Origin of the sequence: Pseudomonas chlororaphis subsp. piscium (genome assembly GCF_003850345.1) — a bacterium.
Taxonomy (GTDB): domain Bacteria; phylum Pseudomonadota; class Gammaproteobacteria; order Pseudomonadales; family Pseudomonadaceae; genus Aquipseudomonas; species Aquipseudomonas piscium.
The window spans coordinates 1,512,798-1,531,492 of the sequence record NZ_CP027707.1 but is presented as its reverse complement, the minus strand read 5'-3'; the positions used below and the strand labels follow the sequence as shown (position 1 = coordinate 1,531,492).

At 64.4% G+C, this 18,695-nt stretch carries 16 protein-coding genes; 5 read left to right on the top strand and 11 right to left on the bottom strand.

The genetic code is table 11. The features are described from left to right. The first annotated feature begins 118 nt into the window (after window positions 1-118). The 3 genes from C4K38_RS06990 (at window position 119) to C4K38_RS06980 (ending at window position 4,307) form a co-directional block, all read left to right on the top strand. Window positions 119-658: an RNA polymerase sigma factor gene (locus tag C4K38_RS06990; protein WP_053277772.1), complete on the top strand. Its 540-nt coding sequence runs from the start codon at window positions 119-121 to the stop codon at window positions 656-658. After that, a complete protein-coding gene (locus tag C4K38_RS06985; RefSeq protein ID WP_053277771.1) occupies window positions 655-1,614 on the top strand; it encodes a FecR family protein in 960 nt (319 codons plus the stop codon). The genes C4K38_RS06990 and C4K38_RS06985 overlap by 4 nt, the downstream gene beginning before the upstream one ends. Window positions 1,615-1,733: 119 nt before the next feature. Continuing rightward, window positions 1,734-4,307, top strand: coding sequence for a TonB-dependent receptor (locus tag C4K38_RS06980; RefSeq protein ID WP_053277770.1), 2,574 nt, complete (start codon window positions 1,734-1,736; stop codon window positions 4,305-4,307). A gap of 180 nt (window positions 4,308-4,487) precedes the next feature. On the opposite strand, the gene C4K38_RS06975 is transcribed toward C4K38_RS06980, so the two are convergent. Together C4K38_RS06975 and C4K38_RS06970 are read right to left on the bottom strand one after the other, a co-directional pair. Next, window positions 4,488-4,793, bottom strand: coding sequence for a ribbon-helix-helix domain-containing protein (locus C4K38_RS06975; protein ID WP_053277769.1), 306 nt, complete (start codon window positions 4,791-4,793; stop codon window positions 4,488-4,490). 76 nt (window positions 4,794-4,869) lie between these two features. Continuing rightward, a complete protein-coding gene (locus C4K38_RS06970) occupies window positions 4,870-5,451 on the bottom strand; it encodes a DJ-1/PfpI family protein (protein WP_053277768.1) in 582 nt (193 codons plus the stop codon). Between the two features lie 322 nt (window positions 5,452-5,773). On the opposite strand from C4K38_RS06970, the gene C4K38_RS06965 reads away from it, so the two are divergent. Continuing rightward, window positions 5,774-6,670, top strand: a complete 897-nt coding sequence (locus C4K38_RS06965) for a DMT family transporter (protein WP_053277767.1) — start codon at window positions 5,774-5,776, stop codon at window positions 6,668-6,670. A gap of 136 nt (window positions 6,671-6,806) precedes the next feature. Here C4K38_RS06965 and C4K38_RS06960 read toward each other — a convergent pair whose 3' ends face one another. The 4 genes from C4K38_RS06960 to C4K38_RS06945 form a co-directional block, all read right to left on the bottom strand. Further along, window positions 6,807-8,024: a class I SAM-dependent methyltransferase gene (locus C4K38_RS06960; protein ID WP_053277766.1), complete on the bottom strand. Its 1,218-nt coding sequence runs from the start codon at window positions 8,022-8,024 to the stop codon at window positions 6,807-6,809. Between the two features lie 229 nt (window positions 8,025-8,253). Then, the gene (locus tag C4K38_RS06955; protein WP_053277765.1) at window positions 8,254-8,871 is read right to left on the bottom strand and encodes a TPM domain-containing protein; all 618 of its coding nucleotides are present in this window, start codon (window positions 8,869-8,871) and stop codon (window positions 8,254-8,256) included. 29 nt (window positions 8,872-8,900) lie between these two features. Next, window positions 8,901-9,665 (bottom strand): TPM domain-containing protein, encoded by a 765-nt coding sequence (locus C4K38_RS32695; protein ID WP_053277764.1) that lies wholly within the window; start codon window positions 9,663-9,665, stop codon window positions 8,901-8,903. 73 nt (window positions 9,666-9,738) lie between these two features. Then, window positions 9,739-10,347 (bottom strand): LemA family protein, encoded by a 609-nt coding sequence (locus tag C4K38_RS06945; RefSeq protein ID WP_053277763.1) that lies wholly within the window; start codon window positions 10,345-10,347, stop codon window positions 9,739-9,741. Window positions 10,348-10,599: 252 nt separating this feature from the next. Here C4K38_RS06945 and bglX point away from each other — a divergent pair, with 252 nt between their 5' ends. Then, window positions 10,600-12,921 carry a beta-glucosidase BglX gene (gene bglX, locus C4K38_RS06940; protein WP_053277762.1) on the top strand — a complete coding sequence of 774 codons (2,322 nt, stop codon included), beginning with the start codon at window positions 10,600-10,602 and terminating at the stop codon, window positions 12,919-12,921. A gap of 135 nt (window positions 12,922-13,056) precedes the next feature. Here bglX and C4K38_RS06935 read toward each other — a convergent pair whose 3' ends face one another. From C4K38_RS06935 to C4K38_RS06915, 5 genes are all read right to left on the bottom strand, one after another. Further along, the gene (locus tag C4K38_RS06935) at window positions 13,057-14,214 is read right to left on the bottom strand and encodes a phospholipase D-like domain-containing protein (RefSeq protein WP_053277761.1); all 1,158 of its coding nucleotides are present in this window, start codon (window positions 14,212-14,214) and stop codon (window positions 13,057-13,059) included. Between the two features lies 1 nt (window position 14,215). After that, window positions 14,216-14,806, bottom strand: coding sequence for a YceI family protein (locus C4K38_RS06930; protein ID WP_053277760.1), 591 nt, complete (start codon window positions 14,804-14,806; stop codon window positions 14,216-14,218). A 239-nt stretch (window positions 14,807-15,045) separates the two neighbouring features. Further along, window positions 15,046-15,816, bottom strand: a complete 771-nt coding sequence (locus C4K38_RS06925) for an IclR family transcriptional regulator (RefSeq protein WP_053277759.1) — start codon at window positions 15,814-15,816, stop codon at window positions 15,046-15,048. An 86-nt stretch (window positions 15,817-15,902) separates the two neighbouring features. Further along, a complete protein-coding gene (locus C4K38_RS06920; RefSeq protein ID WP_053277758.1) occupies window positions 15,903-17,360 on the bottom strand; it encodes an amidase in 1,458 nt (485 codons plus the stop codon). Beyond that, on the bottom strand, window positions 17,360-18,670 hold the full coding sequence (locus C4K38_RS06915; RefSeq protein WP_053277757.1) for a citrate-proton symporter: 1,311 nt from the start codon (window positions 18,668-18,670) through the stop codon (window positions 17,360-17,362). The genes C4K38_RS06920 and C4K38_RS06915 overlap by 1 nt, the downstream gene beginning before the upstream one ends. Window positions 18,671-18,695 lie beyond the last annotated feature (25 nt).

Genomic DNA, 18,695 nt, shown 5'->3' with positions numbered 1-18,695 from the left:
AGCATCTGACAGGAAAAACCGCATCCGGTTCATGGCATGAAACTCATGCAGACAAATAGTAATAATTCTCGATATCATTCGCGACTTTTCTGCCCGGCAGTACTTGCGAAGGATTTTCATGTCTCGCTTCAAGCCCGACCCCACCTCGGCGGACACCGTCCGCGGGTTCTATGCGGACATCCTGCATTACCTGCGTAAACGCACGGACAACGCCAGCGATGCGGCGGACATGACCCAGGACGTCTTCACCCAATGGCTCGATTACCGCGACCGGGCCAAGGTCGAACAACCCCGCGCCTTTCTGTTCCAGATGGCGCGCAACCTGCTGCGCGATCACTGGCGCCGGCAGAAGGTCAGGCACAAGGTGCACCACGAACCGCATGCAACAGAACCCGAGCCGCTGGCCGACGAACACCACGAGCCACTGCCCGCGGTCCAGCGCCTGCAACGCCTGGAGCGCTTGAAGAGCGTGCTCGCCGAACTCTCGCCGCGCCGCCGCGAAGCCCTTATGCTGCACCGCTTCGAAGGCCTGAGTCAGGCGCAGATCGCCGAACGCATGGGCATATCCCTGAGCATGGTGGAAAAACACATCGCCTTTGCCCTGCTGCACTGCAAGCAGCGCCTGGAACAGGAACACGGCAAGGAGCAAGCCCAATGACCCGCCCCCGCGACACCGAGCACGAGATCGACAGCATCGATGCCCAGGCGGCCGGCTGGTTCACCCGCAATCGCGAGGACCACAGCCAGGCCACGCGCGACGCCTTCGCGGCCTGGTCCAGCGAACCGGCCCATGCCCGGGCCTACGCCGAGTTCGAGCGCTTGTGGGCTGACCTGGCCGAACTCGAACAACTGAACCGACCGACGCCGCTGCCGCTGCGCAAAAAGCCGCGCTGGCGCCCGGCCCTGGCGGTGGCCGCCGCGCTGGTCTGCGCACTGCTGGCCATCGAGTTGGGCACGCCGCCGGCGATCTATTCGCAACAGATCGCCGCCCAGAACCAGGGCATGCGCAGCTTCAACCTGCCCGATGGCAGCACCCTGTACGTCAACGCCAACACCCGCCTGCGCATCGACTTCACGGCGCAGCAACGCAACTTCTATCTGGACCGGGGCCAGCTGTACCTGGAAGTCGCCGCCGACAAGGAACGGCCGCTGTGGGTGCATTCCGGCGCGGCCCGGGTGCGGGTGGTCGGCACCGGCTTCGATGTAAGACGCGGTGAGAAACAACTGGTGGTCAGCGTCGCCCATGGCCAGGTGGCCTTCGTTCCCGACGAACAAAAGCCCGATTCGCTGCTGCTTGGCGCCCGCCAGCGCGGGATCTATGACTACGCCAGCGGCACCTTGCGGGAACAACCCGTGAACGTCGACGAGGTCGCCGACTGGCGCGGCGGCCACCTGGCCTTTCGCAATCGCGACCTGGCCAGTCTGGTGGACGAGCTGAACCTCTATCGCCGCCAGCCGGTGCTACTGGCCGACGGCGCCCTGGGCAACTTCAAGGTCTCTGGCAACCTCGATGTGCAGGATCCGGACGCCCTGATCAAGGCCCTGCCAACCCTGATTCCGGTGAAAACCCTGGCCCTGGCCGACGGGCGTGTACGCATCGAAGCCAGGCGCTGAACTCATATGCGAATATTTTGCATTCGCATATGAGGTTTTAGTTTACTGACGCGTCTTCCTCCGGTCTGCGTTGTTTGCGCACACCTTTTCTGGCCTTTGTCGCCGCTCCGGGGGATTTCATGTTTCGCGCGTCTTATCACTTGCAGCTCATCTGTTCGCGTCCGACCTTGCTCGCCGCCTGCCTGGCGTTCAGCCTGCAGGCCCAGGCGCAAATCCAGGCAGAGCAGATCACCTTCGCCCTGCCCGCCCAACCGCTGGCAACCTCACTGAGCCAGGTGGCGCAGCAGGCGAAGATCCAGTTGCTGTTCGACGAAGAATTGCTGCGCAACGTGAAGGCCCCGGCGCTGAAGGGCGATTTCAGCCCTGAGGCGGCTATCCAGCAGCTGCTGGGCGGCAGCGAGTTCAGCCTGGTCAAGGTCGACCAGACCTACGTGGTGCGCCCCGCGGAAAACAGCAGCACCCGCAGTTCGGCGCTGCAGCTGGGCGCCATGAGCGTCATCGGCAGCGGCCTGGAAGTGGACTCCGCCACGGTCGGCCGCTCGACCCTGAACCAGGCCGAGATCGATCGCCACCAGGCCACCAACATTCCCAGCCTGATCGCCACCCTGCCTGGCGTCAGCCTCGGCGGTTCGCTCAAGCCCGGTGGCCAGACCATCAACATCTGGGGCCTGGGCGATGCCGAAGACGTGCCGATGAGTGTCGACGGCGCGACCAAGAGCGGCTTCGAACGCTACCAGCAGGGCTCGATCTTTATCGAGCCGGAACTGATCAAGCGCATCGAAGTGGAAAAGGGCCCGCACTCGCCCGAGACCGGCAACGGCGGTTTCGGCGGCACCGTGCACATGGAAACCAAGGACGCCCCGGACCTGTTGCTGGAAGGCCACGACACTGGCGCCATGCTCAAGTACGGCTACAGCAGCAACAGCCATGAGCAGGCCTACACCGGCGCGGTGTACGGACGCACCGAGGACCGGCGTTTCGACGCCCTGGCCTACTGGACCAAACGCGACGGCGACGACATGAAGCTGGCCAGCGCCCAGCCGGACCCGCGCAACGCCTACCCGATCAACCCCAAGCGCCTGCCCAACACCGCCCAGGACCTGGACGGCGAGCTGTTCAAGCTGAACATGCAGCTGACCGACGAACATCGCCTGGGCTTGAGCTACATGCGTTCCAACAGCGATATCTGGGCACCCTTCTCGGCCAAGAGCTACCCGACGCCACCGACCCAGAACGATATCGACAAGTACGGCTACGACGGCGCCACCCGGCGCTTCCTGGCCCAGCGCAATACCATCGACACCACCTGGCAGGCCAAGTACCAGTACACGCCGCTGGACAACCCGTGGATCGACTTCGAGGCCAAGTACTCCGACTCCAAGACCGACCAGACCGACGAGCGCGGCCCGAACGCTTACGCCCAGCCGGCTTCCGGTGGCCGCAAGATCACCGTGGGTTACGAGGACAAGATCCTCTCGCTGAAAAACACCAGCCGCTTCAGCACCGGCCCGCTGGAGCATGCCCTGACTAATGGCATCCAGATCCGCAAACACAACCGCGAAGTGGACATGTGGATGCCGGGCAAGACCTATGAGGTGCCCAAGTACAACTACGGGCATTACCAACCGGGCTTCATGCCCCATGGCAAAGTCGACAACAACGCCTTCTATATCCAGGACGCCATCACCCTGGGCAACTTCACCCTGACCCCGTCCCTGCGCTACGACCATGTGCGCAACCGCGGGCAGAAAAACGACGCGCCGGTCTACAACAGCCCCAACCCGGTGGTCGGTCACGATTACGGCGACAAGACCTACACCGGCTGGTCGCCACGGCTGTCGGCGTTCTGGACGGTCACCCCGCAATTCGCCCTGTTCGCCGACTACAGCAAGACCTGGCGCGCGCCGGTGATCGACGAGCAGTACGAAGTCCAGGCGGCCGGCACCACCCGCTCCTCCACCAGCCGCGACCTCGACCCGGAGCGCATCACCGCGTTGCGCGCCGGTAACATCACCAGCTTCTCCAATGTGTTCAGCGATGCCGATACCGTGCAGATCCGCACCACGGTGTTCCGCAATGAGATCAAAGACGAAATCATGAAGAACCTCGGGATCGGCTGCCCCGAGCAACTGAGCAGCGGCAAGAACATCGGCCAGGTGTGCAACCAGCCGACCATCGGGGTCTACCGCAATATCGGCGACCTGACCATCAAGGGCTTCGAAGTCGAGAGCTTCTACGATTCGACCTACCTGTTCGGCTCGCTGTCCTACTCCTGGATCACCGGCAAGCATGAAGGCGCCTACACCAACCCCTGGGGGCCGAATGTCTGGGCCCGGGACATCCCGCCACGCAAGTGGGTCGCCACCCTGGGGGTGAAAATCCCGCAGTGGGATGCGCAAGTGGGCTGGCAGGGCCAGTGGGTACGCCAGACCGACCGGGTGCCGAGCGATATCTACCCGAGCGGCCCGGCCAGCGCCTCGGGCGACTCCTACTGGGACCAGTACGAGAACAAGCGATACAACGTGCAAGGCCTGTTCGCCAACTGGAAACCGCAGCAGCCGTACCTCAAGGGCACCGAGGTCAACTTCACCCTGGACAACATGTTCAACCGCGATTACCGCCCGCCCCTGAGCGGTGAAAACGCCTCGAGCCTGGGGCGCAACGCCAAGATCAGCGTGACGCGGTTCTTCTGAACCGGGTGCGGGCAAGCCTCTGTAGGAGCCAGGCTTGCCCGCGATAGCGGTACGTCAGACACACCTCATTGCCTGCATCGCCGGCAAGCCTGGCTCCTACAGAAGCTGGAAGTCCTGCGACCAGCATGGCCCGGACCATCGCAGCCTCGCAGGCTCGGCAGCGGCTACAGGGTTGCGGGGTTATTTGGTGGCGCTACGCACCACGCTGAATTCCGGCGTGGCGCTGCGGCGCTGGCTCAGGTAGCGGGTGCAGCTGACCCGTAGGAAGGAGGCGAAATTCACCACTTCGCCGCGGTAGTCCATCACCTCTTCGTAGAGTTTGGCGATCAGCTGGTTGGTGGTCATGCCATCGACTTCGGCGATTTCGCTGAGGATGTCCCAGAACTGGTTCTCCAGGCGCAGGGTGGTGACCACCCCGCAGATGCGCAGCGAGCGCGAACGGGACTCGTAGAGGATCGGGTCGGCTTTGACGTAGAGCTCGCACATGATGGGCGTTCCCCTGTTGGAAGTAGGACGATGGCGCTGCTTCCTGACAGAAAAGCAGCGCCGGCGAGTCATCCGTTTACAGCGTGATCTTGGTGCCCAGCAAACCGAGGAAACCGGCCAGCCAGCTGGGGTGCGCCGGCCAGGCCGGGGCAGTCGCCAGATTGCCTTGAACGTGGCTGTCCGTCACCGGGATATCGATGTAGGTCCCGCCGGCCAGGCGCACTTCCGGGGCACAGGCCGGATAGCCGCTGCACTCGCGGCCTTCGAGAATGCCCGCCGCGGCCAGCAGCTGGGCGCCGTGGCACACGGCGGCGATCGGCTTGCCGGCCTGGTCGAAGGCCTGCACCAGTTGCAGGACTTTTTCGTTCAGCCGCAGGTACTCCGGGGCACGCCCGCCGGGTATCAGCAGCGCGTCGTAAGCGGCCGCCTCGACCTTGGCGAAGTCGAAGTTCAGGGCGAACTGATGGCCCGGTTTTTCGCTGTAGGTCTGGTCGCCTTCGAAGTCGTGGATCGCGGTGCGCACGGTCTGCCCGGCCTTTTTGTCCGGGCACACCGCATGCACGGTGTGGCCGACCATCAGCAGCGCCTGGAACGGCACCATCACTTCGTAGTCCTCGACGTAATCGCCGACCAGCATGAGGATTTTTTTCGCGGCCATGGAGATGACTCCTCTTCAAGGGGAAACAGGAGTGTTCAAGGTAGTCCTTATCCGCGAGGTCGGGTAATAACCCGGTACTACGCCTCACCCCAGAAACGCATAAATACCCCGGTCCCGTAGGAGCGAGGCTTGCCCGCGATAGAGGCGACGCGGATTGCCTGACACACCGCGCTATCGTTCATCGCGAGCAAGCTTCGCTCCTACAGAAGCAGGAATGCGTGAACTGTACGGACAACTCTGCGTACAGCTGTAACAGGGCGCTCCTGCGGGTTTATGGCTAGATAAACGCACCTGCCCTTCCCTATAAAAAACGGTTGTCATCATGTCTTCCCGCGAAAACACCGGCATGGCCCTGGGCCTGCTCGGCGTGGTCATTTTCAGCCTGACCCTGCCCTTCACCCGCATCGTGGTGCAGGAACTTCACCCACTGCTCAATGGCCTGGGACGGGCGCTGTTCGCGGCGATCCCGGCGGCGCTGCTGTTGCTCTGGCGGCGGGAAAAGTGGCCGACCTGGCATCAGATCAAGGGCCTGAGCCTGGTGATCGCCGGGGTGATCCTGGGGTTTCCGGTGCTGTCGGCCTGGGCCATGCAGACCCTGCCGGCCTCCCACGGCGCGCTGGTCAATGGCCTGCAACCCTTGTGCGTGGCGCTGTACGCGGCGTGGCTGTCCCATGAGCGGCCGTCGAAAGCCTTCTGGGGCTGTGCCGCATTGGGCAGCGCCCTGGTCCTGGGTTACGCGCTGATCAGCGGTGCCGGCAGCATCCAGGCCGGCGACTTGCTGATGCTCGGGGCGATCGCGGTCGGCGGCCTGGGTTATGCCGAAGGTGGCCGGCTGGCCAGGGAGATGGGCGGCTGGCAGGTGATCTGCTGGGCGCTGGTGCTGTCGACGCCGTTGTTGATCGGCCCAGTGTGGTACCTCGCGGCGCAGCATCAGGGTGCGGTTTCGGCGAAGACCTGGTGGGCCTTCGGCTACGTGGCGCTGTTCTCGCAGTTCATCGGCTTTTTTGCCTGGTACGCCGGGCTGGCCATGGGTGGCATCGCCCGGGTCAGCCAGATCCAGCTGCTGCAGATCTTCTTCACCATCGCCTTCTCGGCGCTGTTCTTCGGCGAACAGGTGGAACCGGTCACCTGGCTGTTCGCCGTCGGCGTGATCCTTACCGTGATGCTCGGGCGCAAGACTGCTGTGCGCCCGGCACCGCTGATCACCGCGAAACTGTAGCCGCTGCCGCAGGCTGCGATCGACGGCGTAGCCGGCGCAAAGGCGGTATCCCGGCCCTGTCAGATGTAGCGCGTCGCCTGGTTTGCGGCCCCTTCGGTGCCGATCGCAGCCTGCGGCAGCGGCTACAGGCGCGTGATCAGCCCAGGTAGCCGTCGGCCCGCAACAGGGTTTCCAGGCAGTGTTCGCTGATGTGGTAGAAGGCCTTGAGCTCGCCGATCTTCGCCAGCAGCTGGGTCGGGTCCTGGGGTTCGGCGCGTTTGACCGCGAGGATCATCTTGTTCTTGTTGGTGTGCTCCAGGGAGATGAATTCGAAGACCTTGGTCTCGTACCCGCAGGCTTCGAGGAACAGCGCGCGCAGGCTGTCGGTGACCATCTCCGCCTGCTGGCCCAGGTGCAGCCCGTATTGCAGCATCGGCTTGAGCAGCGCCGGGCTCTGCATCTGCGGGCGGATCTGTTTGTGGCAGCACGGCGAGCACATGATGATCGACGCGCCGGAGCGAATGCCGGTGTGGATCGCGTAGTCGGTGGCGATATCGCAGGCATGCAGGGCGATCATCACGTCCAGCTCGCTCGGCGCCACGCTGCGCACGTCGCCGCATTTGAACTCCAGGCCCTGGTGGTCCAGGCGCACCGCCGCGGCGTTGCACAGGGTCACCATGTCTTCGCGCAGTTCGACGCCGGTCACCTGCCCTTGCGCCTGCAAGGTGTTGCACAGGTAGTCGTGGATGGCGAAGGTCAGGTAGCCCTTGCCGGAACCGAAGTCGGCGACCCGCACCGGCTGTTGCAGGTCGATCGGCGACGAACTCAGCGCATGGCTGAAGACCTCGATGAACTTGTTGATCTGCTTCCACTTGCGCGACATCGCCGGGATCAGCTCGTGCTGCTTGTTGGTCACCCCCAGGTCGGTGAGGAAGGGCCGGCTCAACTCCAGGTAGCGATTCTTCTCGCGGTTGTGCTCGGCGGACGGTACTTCGCGCTGCTGCTGGGCCTTGCCCTTGAACAGCGAGCTTTTGCCCTTCTTGCTGTATTCGAGCTGCACTTCATCGGTGAGCGACAGCAAGTGCGCGTTCTTGAACGACGCCGGCAGCAGCCCGGCGATCAGCGCCACGCCTTCGTCCAGGGGGAAGTTCTTGGTGATGTCGCGGGTCTTGTAGCGGTAGACGAAGGACAGGCACGGCTGCTCCTTGACCGTCAGCTGCTTGATGATCAGCCGCTGCAAATCCGCCTCGGCCCCCACATGCTTGGCCAGCACCAGTTTGATAAAGGCGTTCTGCGCCAGGCTGGTTTCCAGCAGATCGAGAAACTGGGCGTGATGATCCGGCGCGAGGCTGGCGGAGGTTGCGGTTGCAGACATGTAAAAGACGCCTCGGGCGATGCGGGGTGTGAATCGGGGAATGGCGGGTATTTTAGGGGGGATGGCCCGCCGGGGCACGGAGTTATTTACCCGGCGGTGCAGAATTCCACGGGATTGGGCTTCCTGTAGCCGCTGCCGCAGGCTGCGCAAGGTCCGCAGGACCTCCAGCGATCTTGAGAACGCCACGGCCTTTCGGCCGATCGCAGCCTGCGGCAGCGGCTACAGAAAATCAGGCCAGGACCACCAGCCGGTTGGGCAGCTCGTTGCGCACGTGGGTCACCGGCACATGCACCTTGAGCAGTTCGCCGCAGGCCTCGATGCAGGTAATGAAGCCTTGCAGGGTCTGCCCCTGTTTCACCTGCTGGGTGAAGGCCTGGACGATGGCGTCCCAGGTCTTGTCGTCGAGGCGCTTGGAAATGCCCTCGTCCACCAGGATCTCTACATAGCGCTCGGCTTCGCAGACGAAGATCAGCATCCCGGTGCTGCCGACGGTATGGTGCAGGTTCTGTTCGAGAAACTGGCGGCGGGCCAGGTTCGAGGCGCGCCAGTGGCGTACCGAGCGTGGAATCAGGCGGGTGGTGATCCGTGGAATGCGGAACACCAGGCAGAGCAGGATAAAGGTCGCCCACTGCACCAGCAGCAACAGGTGCATGCTCATCCAGCCGGTGGCGTAATGCACCACGCCCGGAACGATCAGCGCCAACAGGCTGGCCCAGAGCAAGGGGATATAGGCGTAGTCGTCGGCGCGGGCGGCCAGCACGGTGACCAGTTCGGCATCGGTCTGCTGCTCGACCCGGGCGATCGCCTCGGCGACCTGCCGTTGTTCGTACTCACTCAGTAGTGCCATGTCTTCCCATACTCATTAATTATTTTTAGTCACCAGCCGCCCGACGATCCGCCGCCGCCAAAGCTACCACCGCCACCGCTGAAGCCCCCGCCGCCTCCGCCGCCAAAGCCTCCGCCACCAAAACCGCCCCCGCCAAAACCACCGGAACCGCCACGCCCGCCGCCACCGCTGGGCAGGATGCCGAGCAACTGGCAGACGAAGATCGTCACGATAAACAGCAGCACCAGGAACACCAGGGCACCGGGATGCCGATCGAAAAACTCACCGCCGCGCTCGCCGCCACCGTCATAGGCGGTGCTCGGCTCGTCCAGTGGATTGCCGCCCAGCACCAGTAACATGGCCGACACGCCGTCGCTGATGCCTTTGCTGAAATTGCCGGTCTTGAAGGCCGGGGTGATCACCTGATGGATGATCACCGAACTTTGCGCGTCGGTCAGGCGGTCTTCCAGGCCGTAACCGACTTCAATGCGCAGCTTGCGGTCATCGCGGGCGACGATCAACAAGGCGCCGTTATTCTTGTCCTTCTGGCCGATGCCCCAGTAGCGCCCCAGTTGATAGCCGAAGTCCTCGATGCTGGTGCCTTGCAGGTCCGGCAGGGTCACGACCACCACCTGCTCGCCAGTGGACTGCTCGTGGGAGGTCAGCTCCTGGGTCAGTTGCTGGCGCACCGCCGGCTCGATCATCTGGGCGTTGTCCACCACCCGCCCGCTCAGCGCCGGGAACTTCAGCTCGGCCTGGGCCGTTATCGCAAACACCCAGAGCAACAGCACCAGGCCAACTCTCAACACGCGCATTGGAACCTCATCCGTGGTAACGCCGGGTCGGATCCCGTGGCCGTTCGCACGGCCCAGGGTCAACCGCTGCTGATCAGAACTTCACTTCTGGCGCTTTGTCGGCGTCGGGGCTGGTGGCCTCGAAGGTCTCGCGCACCGGCAGGTCGCTGTACATCACGCTGTGCCACAGGCGGCCGGGGAAGGTACGGATCTCGGTGTTGTACTTCTGCACCGCGAGGATGAAATCGCGACGGGCCACGGCGATGCGGTTCTCGGTGCCTTCGAGCTGCGACTGCAGGGCCAGGAAGTTCTGGTTGGCCTTGAGGTCCGGATAACGCTCGGACACCACCATCAGCCGGCTCAAGGCGCCGGTCAGCTGGTCCTGGGCCTGCTGGAACTGCTTGAGTTTTTCCGGGTTGTCCAGGGTGCTGGCGTCGACCTGGATCGAGGTGGCCTTGGCCCGCGCCTCGATCACCGCAGTCAGGGTCTCCTGCTCATGCTTGGCGTAGCCCTTGACCGTTTCCACCAGGTTGGGAATCAGGTCGGCGCGCCGCTGGTACTGGTTCTGTACCTGGCCCCAGGCCGCCTTGGCCTGTTCGTCGAGGGTCGGGATGTTGTTGATCCCGCAGCCGCTGAGCAGGCTGCTGAGCAACAGCAATGCCATCACGGGCCAGCTTGAGCGCAGGCTCTGTCGTACGTTCATAGTGGTGACGCTCCTTGCAACCTAGGGGATGGAACCTGTAACCCTTTGAATCGAGTGCATCGACATAATCTGCCGCCACCACTGGATTGCATCGGGCCAATCGGCTAAAAGATGCCCAGCGCGAAAAAGAGTTCAGAAGTGTGCTGCATTTATCCGAACAACAATAGTCGTTCCTTATTAGCCGCTCTCCCAATTTTCGGCCGCTCGACGCGTACTGATCGCGTCTGTTTTAGGCCCTAGAGAACAATATTCATGAAGAAGCTGTGTTTGCTGGGCTTGCTGGTCAGCCTGGCCAGTCACCCTGCCCTGGCCACCACCACGCCGGTATCGGCCCAGGAAAAACCCTTTTCCGATGCCGTCCTGCAGAACAAGGACGCCTTCATCGACAACCTGCTCAAGCAGATGACCCTCGATGAAAAGATCGGCCAGTTGCGCCTGATCAGCATCGGTCCGGAAATGCCCCGCGAGATGATCCGCAAGGAAATCGCCGCCGGCCGCATCGGCGGTACCTTCAACTCCATCACCCGCCCGGAAAACCGGCCGATGCAGGACGCGGCCATGCGCAGCCGGCTGAAGATCCCGATGTTCTTCGCCTATGACGTGATCCACGGCCACCGCACGATTTTCCCGATTCCCCTGGCCCTGGCGTCGAGCTGGGACATGGACGCCATCGGCCGCTCCGGGCGCATCGCCGCCCAGGAAGCCAGCGCCGACAGCCTGGACATCACCTTCGCGCCGATGGTCGACATCTCCCGCGACCCGCGCTGGGGCCGCACCTCCGAAGGCTTCGGCGAAGACACCTACCTGGTCTCGCGCATCGCCAAGGTGATGGTCAAGGCCTACCAGGGCGACAGCCCGAAGAACGCCGACAGCATCATGGCCAGCGTCAAGCACTTCGCCCTGTACGGCGCGGTGGAAGGCGGTCGCGACTACAACATCGTCGACATGAGCCCGGTGAAGATGTACCAGGACTACCTGCCGCCCTACCGCGCCGCGATCGACGCGGGTGCCGGCGGGGTGATGGTGGCGTTGAACTCGATCAACGGCGTGCCGGCCACCTCCAACACCTGGCTGATGAACGACCTGCTGCGCAAGGAGTGGGGCTTCAAGGGCCTGGCGGTGAGCGACCACGGCGCCATCGTCGAACTGATGCGCCACGGCGTCGCCAAGGACGGCCGCGAAGCCGCCAAGCTGGCGATCAAGGCCGGCATCGACATGAGCATGAACGACTCGCTGTACGCCAAGGAACTGCCGGGGCTGATCAAGTCCGGTGACGTCAGCCAGCGCGACCTGGACAACGCCGTGCGCGAAGTGCTGGCCGCCAAGTACGACATGGGCCTGTTCGCCAACCCCTACCTGCGCATCGGCAAGGCCGAGGAAGACCCGGCCGAGACCAACGCCGAAAGCCGCCTGCACCGCAGCGACGCCCGCGATGTGGCACGCCGCAGCCTGGTGCTGCTGAAGAACGCCAACGACACCCTGCCGCTGAAAAAGGCCGGCAAGATCGCCCTGGTCGGCCCGCTGGCCAAGGCGCCGATCGACATGATGGGCAGTTGGGCCGCCGCCGGCGTGCCGGCGCAGTCGGTCACCCTGTTCGACGGCATGAGCAATGCCCTGGGCGACAAGGCGCAGCTGATCTACGCCCGTGGCTCGAACATCACCGCCGACAAGGCAGTGGTCGACTACCTGAACTTCCTCAACTTCGATGCCCCGGAAGTGGTGGACGATCCACGCCCGGCCCAGCAACTGATCGACGAAGCGGTGAAGGCCGCGCAGCAGGCTGACGTGGTGGTGGCGGCGGTGGGCGAATCGCGGGGCATGTCCCACGAATCCTCGAGCCGTACCGACCTGCACATCCCGGCCAGCCAGCGCGAGCTGATCAAGGCCCTCAAGGCCACCGGCAAGCCGCTGGTGCTGGTGTTGATGAACGGCCGTCCACTGGCGCTGCTCGACGAGAACGAGCAGGCCGACGCGATCCTGGAAACCTGGTTCAGCGGCACCGAAGGCGGCAACGCCATCGCCGATGTGCTGTTCGGCGACTACAACCCGTCCGGCAAGCTGCCGATCACCTTCCCGCGTTCGGTGGGGCAGATCCCGACCTACTACAACCACCTGACCATCGGCCGGCCGTTCACCCCGGGCAAGCCAGGCAACTACACCTCGCAGTACTTCGACGACACCACAGGTCCCCTGTTTCCGTTCGGTTATGGCCTGAGCTACACCACCTTCAGCCTGTCGGACATGGCCCTGTCGTCGACCATGCTGAACAAGAGCGGCAAGCTCGACGCCAGCGTGACCCTGAAGAACACCGGCAAGCGCGACGGCGAAACCGTGGTGCAGCTGTATATCCAGGACGTCGCCGGCTCCATGATCCGCCCGATCAAGGAACTGAAGGACTTCCAGAAAGTGCAGCTCAAGGCCGGCGAACAGAAGGTGATCCGCTTCAGCATCAGCGAAGACGACCTGAAGTTCTACAACGCCCAGCTCAAGTACGCCGCGGAACCGGGCGAGTTCAAGGTCGAGATCGGCCTGGACTCCCGGGACGTCAAGCAACAGAGCTTCGAACTGCTGTAACCCTCCCCCTCAACCTCGCTCCTGCCCATGTAGGAGCGAGGCTTGCCCGCGATAGCGATTTCCCTGACACACCGCGTTGCCCACATCGCCAGCAAGCTTGGCTCCTACAGAAGCACAAGCCAGGCCAGGACTGGTTCAGTCGCGGCGATTGAGCAGGTTCACCACCAGCCGGTCCACCCAGCCCCAGATCCGCTGCTTGATCCGCCGCCACAGCGGGCGCTTCTTCCAGGCTTCGAGGCTGACTTCCTGGCTCTGCTCGAAGTCGGCGAGGAAGCTCGCGGTCACCGCGTCGGTGAGCGGCAGGTCGAGGGCTTCGAGGTTGGCCTCGAGGTTGAAGCGCAGGTTCCAGTGATCGAAGTTGCACGAGCCAATGCTCACCCAATCGTCGATCAGCACCATCTTCAAGTGCAGGAAACGCGGCTGGTATTCGAAGATCTTCACCCCGGCCCGCAGCAAGCGCGGGTAATAACGATGCCCGGCATACCGCACCGATGGGTGATCGGTGCGCGGCCCAGTCAGCAGCAGGCGCACATCCACCCCGCGTCCCGCCGCACGCCGCAGGGAGCGCCGGACCTTCCAGGTCGGCAGGAAATACGGGGTCGCCAGCCAGATCCGCCGTTGCCCGCTGTTCAGTGCGCGCACCAGCGATTGCAGAATGTCCCGATGTTGCCGGGCGTCGGCATAGGCCACCCGGCCCATGCCCTCACCTTGCGCCGGCACCCGCGGCAGGCGTGGCAGACCGAAGTTCGACGCCGGCTTCCAGGCGGTGCGATGGCGGTTGGCGATCCACTGCCGGTCGAACAGGATCTGCCAGTCGAGCACCAGCGGCCCGCTGATTTCCACCATGACCTCATGCCAGTCGCAGCTGTCCTGCAGCGGGTTCCAGAATTCATCGGTCACCCCGGTGCCGCCGACCACCGCCAGCTCCTGATCCACCAGCAGCAACTTGCGGTGGTCGCGGTACAGGTTGCGCACCCCGCGGCGCCAGCTCAGGCGATTGTAGAAACGCAGTTCGACCCCGGCGCCCATCAGGCGCTGGCGCAGGCCCATGGTGAAGGCCAGGCTGCCGTAGTCATCGAACAGACAACGCACCCGCACCCCGCGCTCGGCGGCCTGGGTCAGGGCCTGGACCATGGCTTCGGCACAAGCGCCCGCCTCCACCAGATACAGTTCCAGTTCCACCTGCTCACGGGCACGGGCAATCGCCACCAGCATCCGCGGGAAAAAACTCGGACCGTCGATCAGCAACTCGAAGCGATTACCTTCACGCCAGGGAAAGACCGCGCCTGCCATATCAGCGCGCCGTGAAGATCAGCACCGCACCCACCGGCACCGACAGACTGATCGCCGACAGACCGGCCGCCTTGCGCAGGGTTTCGAGCCCCGGCAGCAGGTCGAAATCGGCAGCATTGAGCACCAGCGGCTCCAGGGTCACCACCTGGAAGCGACGGTCGTCCAGGCGCGTGGCCAGGAGTTCGGCGGTGTATTCGTGCTGTTTGCCGTGCAGGGTGACGTTGACCGGCAGACGCAGTTCGATCTGCGCGCCGGGCGCCAGGTCGTTGATCGGCCGCAGGTTGATCTGCGCATTGATCAGGGCATCGGGGTGCCGGTCGATCTCGAACAGCTCCTTGCGCATGCGCTCGTCGCGCAGCGGAATCCCGCTGTTGATTGAGTCCAGCTCGACTTCCAGCTGCGCCATGCCCTTGGCGTCGACCTTGCCGTGCAGGACCAGGAAGCGCTGGACTTCGGAAACATTGGCGTTTTTGGTGGTGACGAAAGACAGGCGCGAGGACTCATTGTCCAGGTACCAGTTGGCCTGGGCCGGCCAGGCCGCGCAGGCCAGCAGCAAAGCGGCCAGGGCCTTGGGGAAAGAGGCGTTGAACATGGAAGACTCATGGGGTCGAGAAATCTGAGCCGAACCTTAACCGGCCCGCGTGCGCTTGCAAACAGCGACAGGGCCGTGAACGGCGAATACTCGGAGTGCATAAAGACGAAAAAGATCCCCAGTCCCCTGTAGCCGCTGCCGCAGGCTGCGATGGGCCTGGGCGGCATTCCGACGCAGCGGCCCCGAACAGGGCAGCCGGTGGTCCGGATACGCCGTAATGCCAAGCCGAGCGGCTGAGTCTAGATCAAGCTGCGCTCGACATCCTGGACAGTCGCCTCGAGGCTGGCCAGGTGCAGGCTCAGCACCCGCTCCACCGGCGCCTGGTCCATCGGCCAGTGCAGGGCCATGCTGCCCACCAGCCGGCCCTGGTCACGAATCGGCAAGGCCACGGCGCGGATCAGGAACGGCAGCCGCACCGGGTACTCCCAATAACCCTCGGTGCGCTGGCCGAACCCCTGATGCTGGGATTGTTCGCAGGCGCGGTACTGGTCCTCCTGGGGCACCCGGTCGCGGACGGCCAGGCGCTGGACCTGCTCGTGATCCAGCTCGGCCAGGCACGCCTTGCCCATCGCCGAATGGAACAGGCTCGAATAGTGGCCGACGATCTGGCAGTTATGCGGATAACGCTTGCGCAGCACCGCCGGGATCGAACTTTCCATGACCTCCAGGCGCTCGCCGTCGAAACACGACAGGTCGACCACCAGCCCGGTGCGCTCGCTCAACGCCTGCAACCAGGGCGCGGCGCGCTCCACCAGCTGCCGTTTGAAGCGTTGCTGCTGGTCGCCGAACAGCCGCCTGGCGCACAGCCGGTAACGCCGGTCGCTCAGGCCGCGATAGATCCAGCCCTGCTCCTGCAACGTCAGGAGCATGCGCGACACCGTGGCCTTGGGCAGCGCCGTCAGGTAGTGCAGTTCCTCCAGGCCCAGGGCCTGGTGCTGGCCCAGCAGTTCGACGATCGCCAACGCCCGTTCGACCGAACGCACACTGCCGGTTTCTACCTTGCTGGCCATATGCCGACCTCCCTGATAAGCAGATGGATAAGCGTTTTACGCAGCAAGATGCGGGCCCGATAACCCCGCACACCTCGGTTCGAGGGTTACAACGGATGACCAGGCGGCCGGCGCCTGACCCACTGCGTCAGCAGTTCGTGGGCATGACCGAGCTGCAACACCGCCCGGTCGGCCTGGGCCGGGCCGATGATCTGCACGCCCATGGGCAGGCCCGCCGGATTGAAGCCGACCGGCACGCTGAGGCTCGGCAGGCCGGCCAGGGTCGGGCCGATCACCACCTCCATCCAGCGATGGTAGGTGTCCATCTCCCGCCCTCCGACAAAGCGTGGCCACGGCACCCCTGCATCGAAAGGGAACACCTGGGCGCTGGGCAACAGCAGGAAATCGTAACGTTCGAACAGGCGCTCCAGGGCCCGGTACCAGTCGCTGCGAACCTGCGAGGCGCGGTAGACATCCGCCGCGCTCAGGCCCAGCCCGCCCTCGACCTCCCACTGTGCCTCGGGCTTGAGCAGCTGGCGCTTCTGCGGGTCGGCATACAGCGGCCCCAGGTTGCCCTGGACCAGCCAATGCCGGTGCACCAGCCAGCACTGCCACAGCGCGGCCATGGAAAACTCCGGCTGGCAGGCTTCGACCTCGCAACCCAGTTGGCGAAAGTCCCCCAGCGCCGACTCGCACAGCGCCAGCACGCCATCGTCCATGGCCAGGTAGCCGTCGAAGTCCCCCAGCCAGCCCAGGCGCACGCCGCGAAAGTCCCGCTGCAAGGGCTCGTTGAAGATCGCCGGGTCGTCCTTGAGCGACAAGGGCACCCGCGGGTCGTACCCGGCCTGAGTGGCGAGTAGGCGGGCGATATCGGCCACGCTGCGGCCCATCGGTCCCTCGGTGGCCAGTTGCTGGACGAACAGCTCCGGCGCCGGGCCATGGGGTACCCGACCCTGGGACGGGCGCAGGCCAAAGACGTTGTTGAAGGCCGCCGGGTTGCGCAACGAGCCCATCATGTCGCTGCCATCGGCCACCGGCAGCATGCGCAGCGCCAGGGCCACCGCCGCCCCGCCACTGCTGCCACCGGCATTCAGCCTCGGGTCATAGGCGTTGCCGGTGGTGCCGAACACCTTGTTGTAGGTCTGCGAGCCCAGGCCGAACTCCGGCACGTTGCTCTTGCCGACGATGATCGCCCCGCTGGCCCGGACCCGCTCCACGCAGATGGCGTCGTGGGCCGGTATCTGTTCGGCGAACAGCGGCGAGCCCAGGGTCGTGCGCAGCCCGGCGGTGGCCGCCAGGTCCTTGATCGCCTGGGGCATGCCGTGCATCCAGCCCAGGGATTGGCCCCGGTCCAACTGACGGTCGCGCTCCTCGGCCTCGGCCAGCAATACCTGGCGCTCGCGCAGGGACACCAGGGCATTGACCCGGGAGTTGCAGCGCTCGATCCGGTCCAGGTAGGCCGACATCACTTCGCGACAGGAAAACCTGCGGGCGTGGATCGCCCGGGACAGTTCGACGGCGCCCAGCTCAACGATGGGCCCAAAGTCTTGTGCTGCGATATCCATCAAGGCTTCACCCCGAAATTCAGTGCGCTCGGTTTCTTCTCCCTGGGTGCCTCATGCAGGCAATAAGTGCCCAGCAGCGTCAGCACGCAGGCAAACAATACATAAAACGCCGGGGCCACCGGGGTACCCAGCACCTTGCTGAGCCAGGTCACGATCAGCGGGGCAAAGCCGCCGAAGACCATGACCGCCACGTTGTAGGCCACCGACACCCCGGTGGAACGTACTTGCACCGGGAACTGCTCGGCCAGCGCCGTCGGCGCCGGGCCGAAGAAGCCGCCGATGGCGCTGCACAGCAGCACCTGCATCACCAGCAACCGCTCGATCGAGGGCGCCGCGGCCACCCAGACGTACAGCGGGTACACCATGACAAAAAACGCCAGGGTGAAGGCCAGCAACACCGGACGCCGTCCCAGCCGGTCCGACAGGGCGCCGGACAACGGAATCACCACCGTCATCAGCGCCACCGCGAACATCTGCACCAGCAACACCTGGTCCAGCGGCAAGCCGAGGTTCTTGTGGGCGAAGGTCGGCATGTTCACCAGCACCACGTAGAACGACACCGTCGCACCACAGGCCAGGCCCATGGACACCAGGATGCTGCGCCGGTGCTCGCGTAGCACCTGCATCAGGCCCGGGCCGTTGCCACGTACCTGCTTGCGGGCCTCGACGAAGGCTTCCGGCTCTTCCATGTACTTGCGGATCCACAGGCCCACCGGACCGATCAGCAGGCCGATGACGAACGGCAGGCGCCAGCCCCACAGATCGAGGTCCTCGGGCGAGAACAGATGGGTGACCAACGCCACCATCGCCGCCCCGGAGAACACCGCCAGGCATTGCCCGACCAGTTGCCAGGAGCCGTACAGGCCCTTGCGATGCGCCGGCGCGCTTTCCACCAGGAAAGCCGTGGCGCTGGCGTATTCGCCACCGGTGGCGAAGCCTTGCAGCATGCGCGCGACGACGATCATCAGCGGCGCGCCCATGCCGATGGCCGCGTAGTTGGGGGCAAAGGCGATCAGGGCGATGGAAACCGTCATCAGGCGGATGATCAGTTGCATGGCGGCCTTGCGGCCTTTGCGGTCCGAATACATGCCCAGCAGGACGCCTCCCACCGGGCGCATGAAAAAGCCCACGCCGAAGGTGGCCAGGGCCATCAGCAGCGAGGCGTACTCGTCGTCGGAGGGGAAAAACTGCCGGGCGATGATGCTGGCCAGAAAGCCGTAGACGATGAAGTCGTACCACTCCAAGGCGTTGCCGATCACGGCGGCGACCACTTGCCGGGTACGCGAAACACTGGATCTCGGGGTATGCATGAGCGCTGTCCTTCTATTTTTGTCG

Bases quoted from the DNA above. Each gene is read 5' to 3' on its own strand.
- C4K38_RS06965 (WP_053277767.1), top strand. From the start codon at position 5,774: ATGTCTTCCCGCGAAAACACCGGCATGGCCCTGGGCCTGCTCGGCGTG.
- C4K38_RS06920 (WP_053277758.1), bottom strand. From the start codon at position 17,360: ATGGATATCGCAGCACAAGACTTTGGGCCCATCGTTGAGCTGGGCGCC.
- C4K38_RS06985 (WP_053277771.1), top strand. From the start codon at position 655: ATGACCCGCCCCCGCGACACCGAGCACGAGATCGACAGCATCGATGCC.
- C4K38_RS06970 (WP_053277768.1), bottom strand. From the start codon at position 5,451: ATGGCCGCGAAAAAAATCCTCATGCTGGTCGGCGATTACGTCGAGGAC.
- C4K38_RS06915 (WP_053277757.1), bottom strand. From the start codon at position 18,670: ATGCATACCCCGAGATCCAGTGTTTCGCGTACCCGGCAAGTGGTCGCC.
- C4K38_RS06935 (WP_053277761.1), bottom strand. From the start codon at position 14,214: ATGGCAGGCGCGGTCTTTCCCTGGCGTGAAGGTAATCGCTTCGAGTTG.
- bglX (WP_053277762.1), top strand. From the start codon at position 10,600: ATGAAGAAGCTGTGTTTGCTGGGCTTGCTGGTCAGCCTGGCCAGTCAC.
- C4K38_RS06990 (WP_053277772.1), top strand. From the start codon at position 119: ATGTCTCGCTTCAAGCCCGACCCCACCTCGGCGGACACCGTCCGCGGG.
- C4K38_RS06980 (WP_053277770.1), top strand. From the start codon at position 1,734: ATGTTTCGCGCGTCTTATCACTTGCAGCTCATCTGTTCGCGTCCGACC.
- C4K38_RS06925 (WP_053277759.1), bottom strand. From the start codon at position 15,816: ATGGCCAGCAAGGTAGAAACCGGCAGTGTGCGTTCGGTCGAACGGGCG.
- C4K38_RS06930 (WP_053277760.1), bottom strand. From the start codon at position 14,806: ATGTTCAACGCCTCTTTCCCCAAGGCCCTGGCCGCTTTGCTGCTGGCC.
- C4K38_RS06960 (WP_053277766.1), bottom strand. From the start codon at position 8,024: ATGTCTGCAACCGCAACCTCCGCCAGCCTCGCGCCGGATCATCACGCC.
- C4K38_RS06975 (WP_053277769.1), bottom strand. From the start codon at position 4,793: ATGTGCGAGCTCTACGTCAAAGCCGACCCGATCCTCTACGAGTCCCGT.
- C4K38_RS32695 (WP_053277764.1), bottom strand. From the start codon at position 9,665: ATGCGCGTGTTGAGAGTTGGCCTGGTGCTGTTGCTCTGGGTGTTTGCG.
- C4K38_RS06945 (WP_053277763.1), bottom strand. From the start codon at position 10,347: ATGAACGTACGACAGAGCCTGCGCTCAAGCTGGCCCGTGATGGCATTG.
- C4K38_RS06955 (WP_053277765.1), bottom strand. From the start codon at position 8,871: ATGGCACTACTGAGTGAGTACGAACAACGGCAGGTCGCCGAGGCGATC.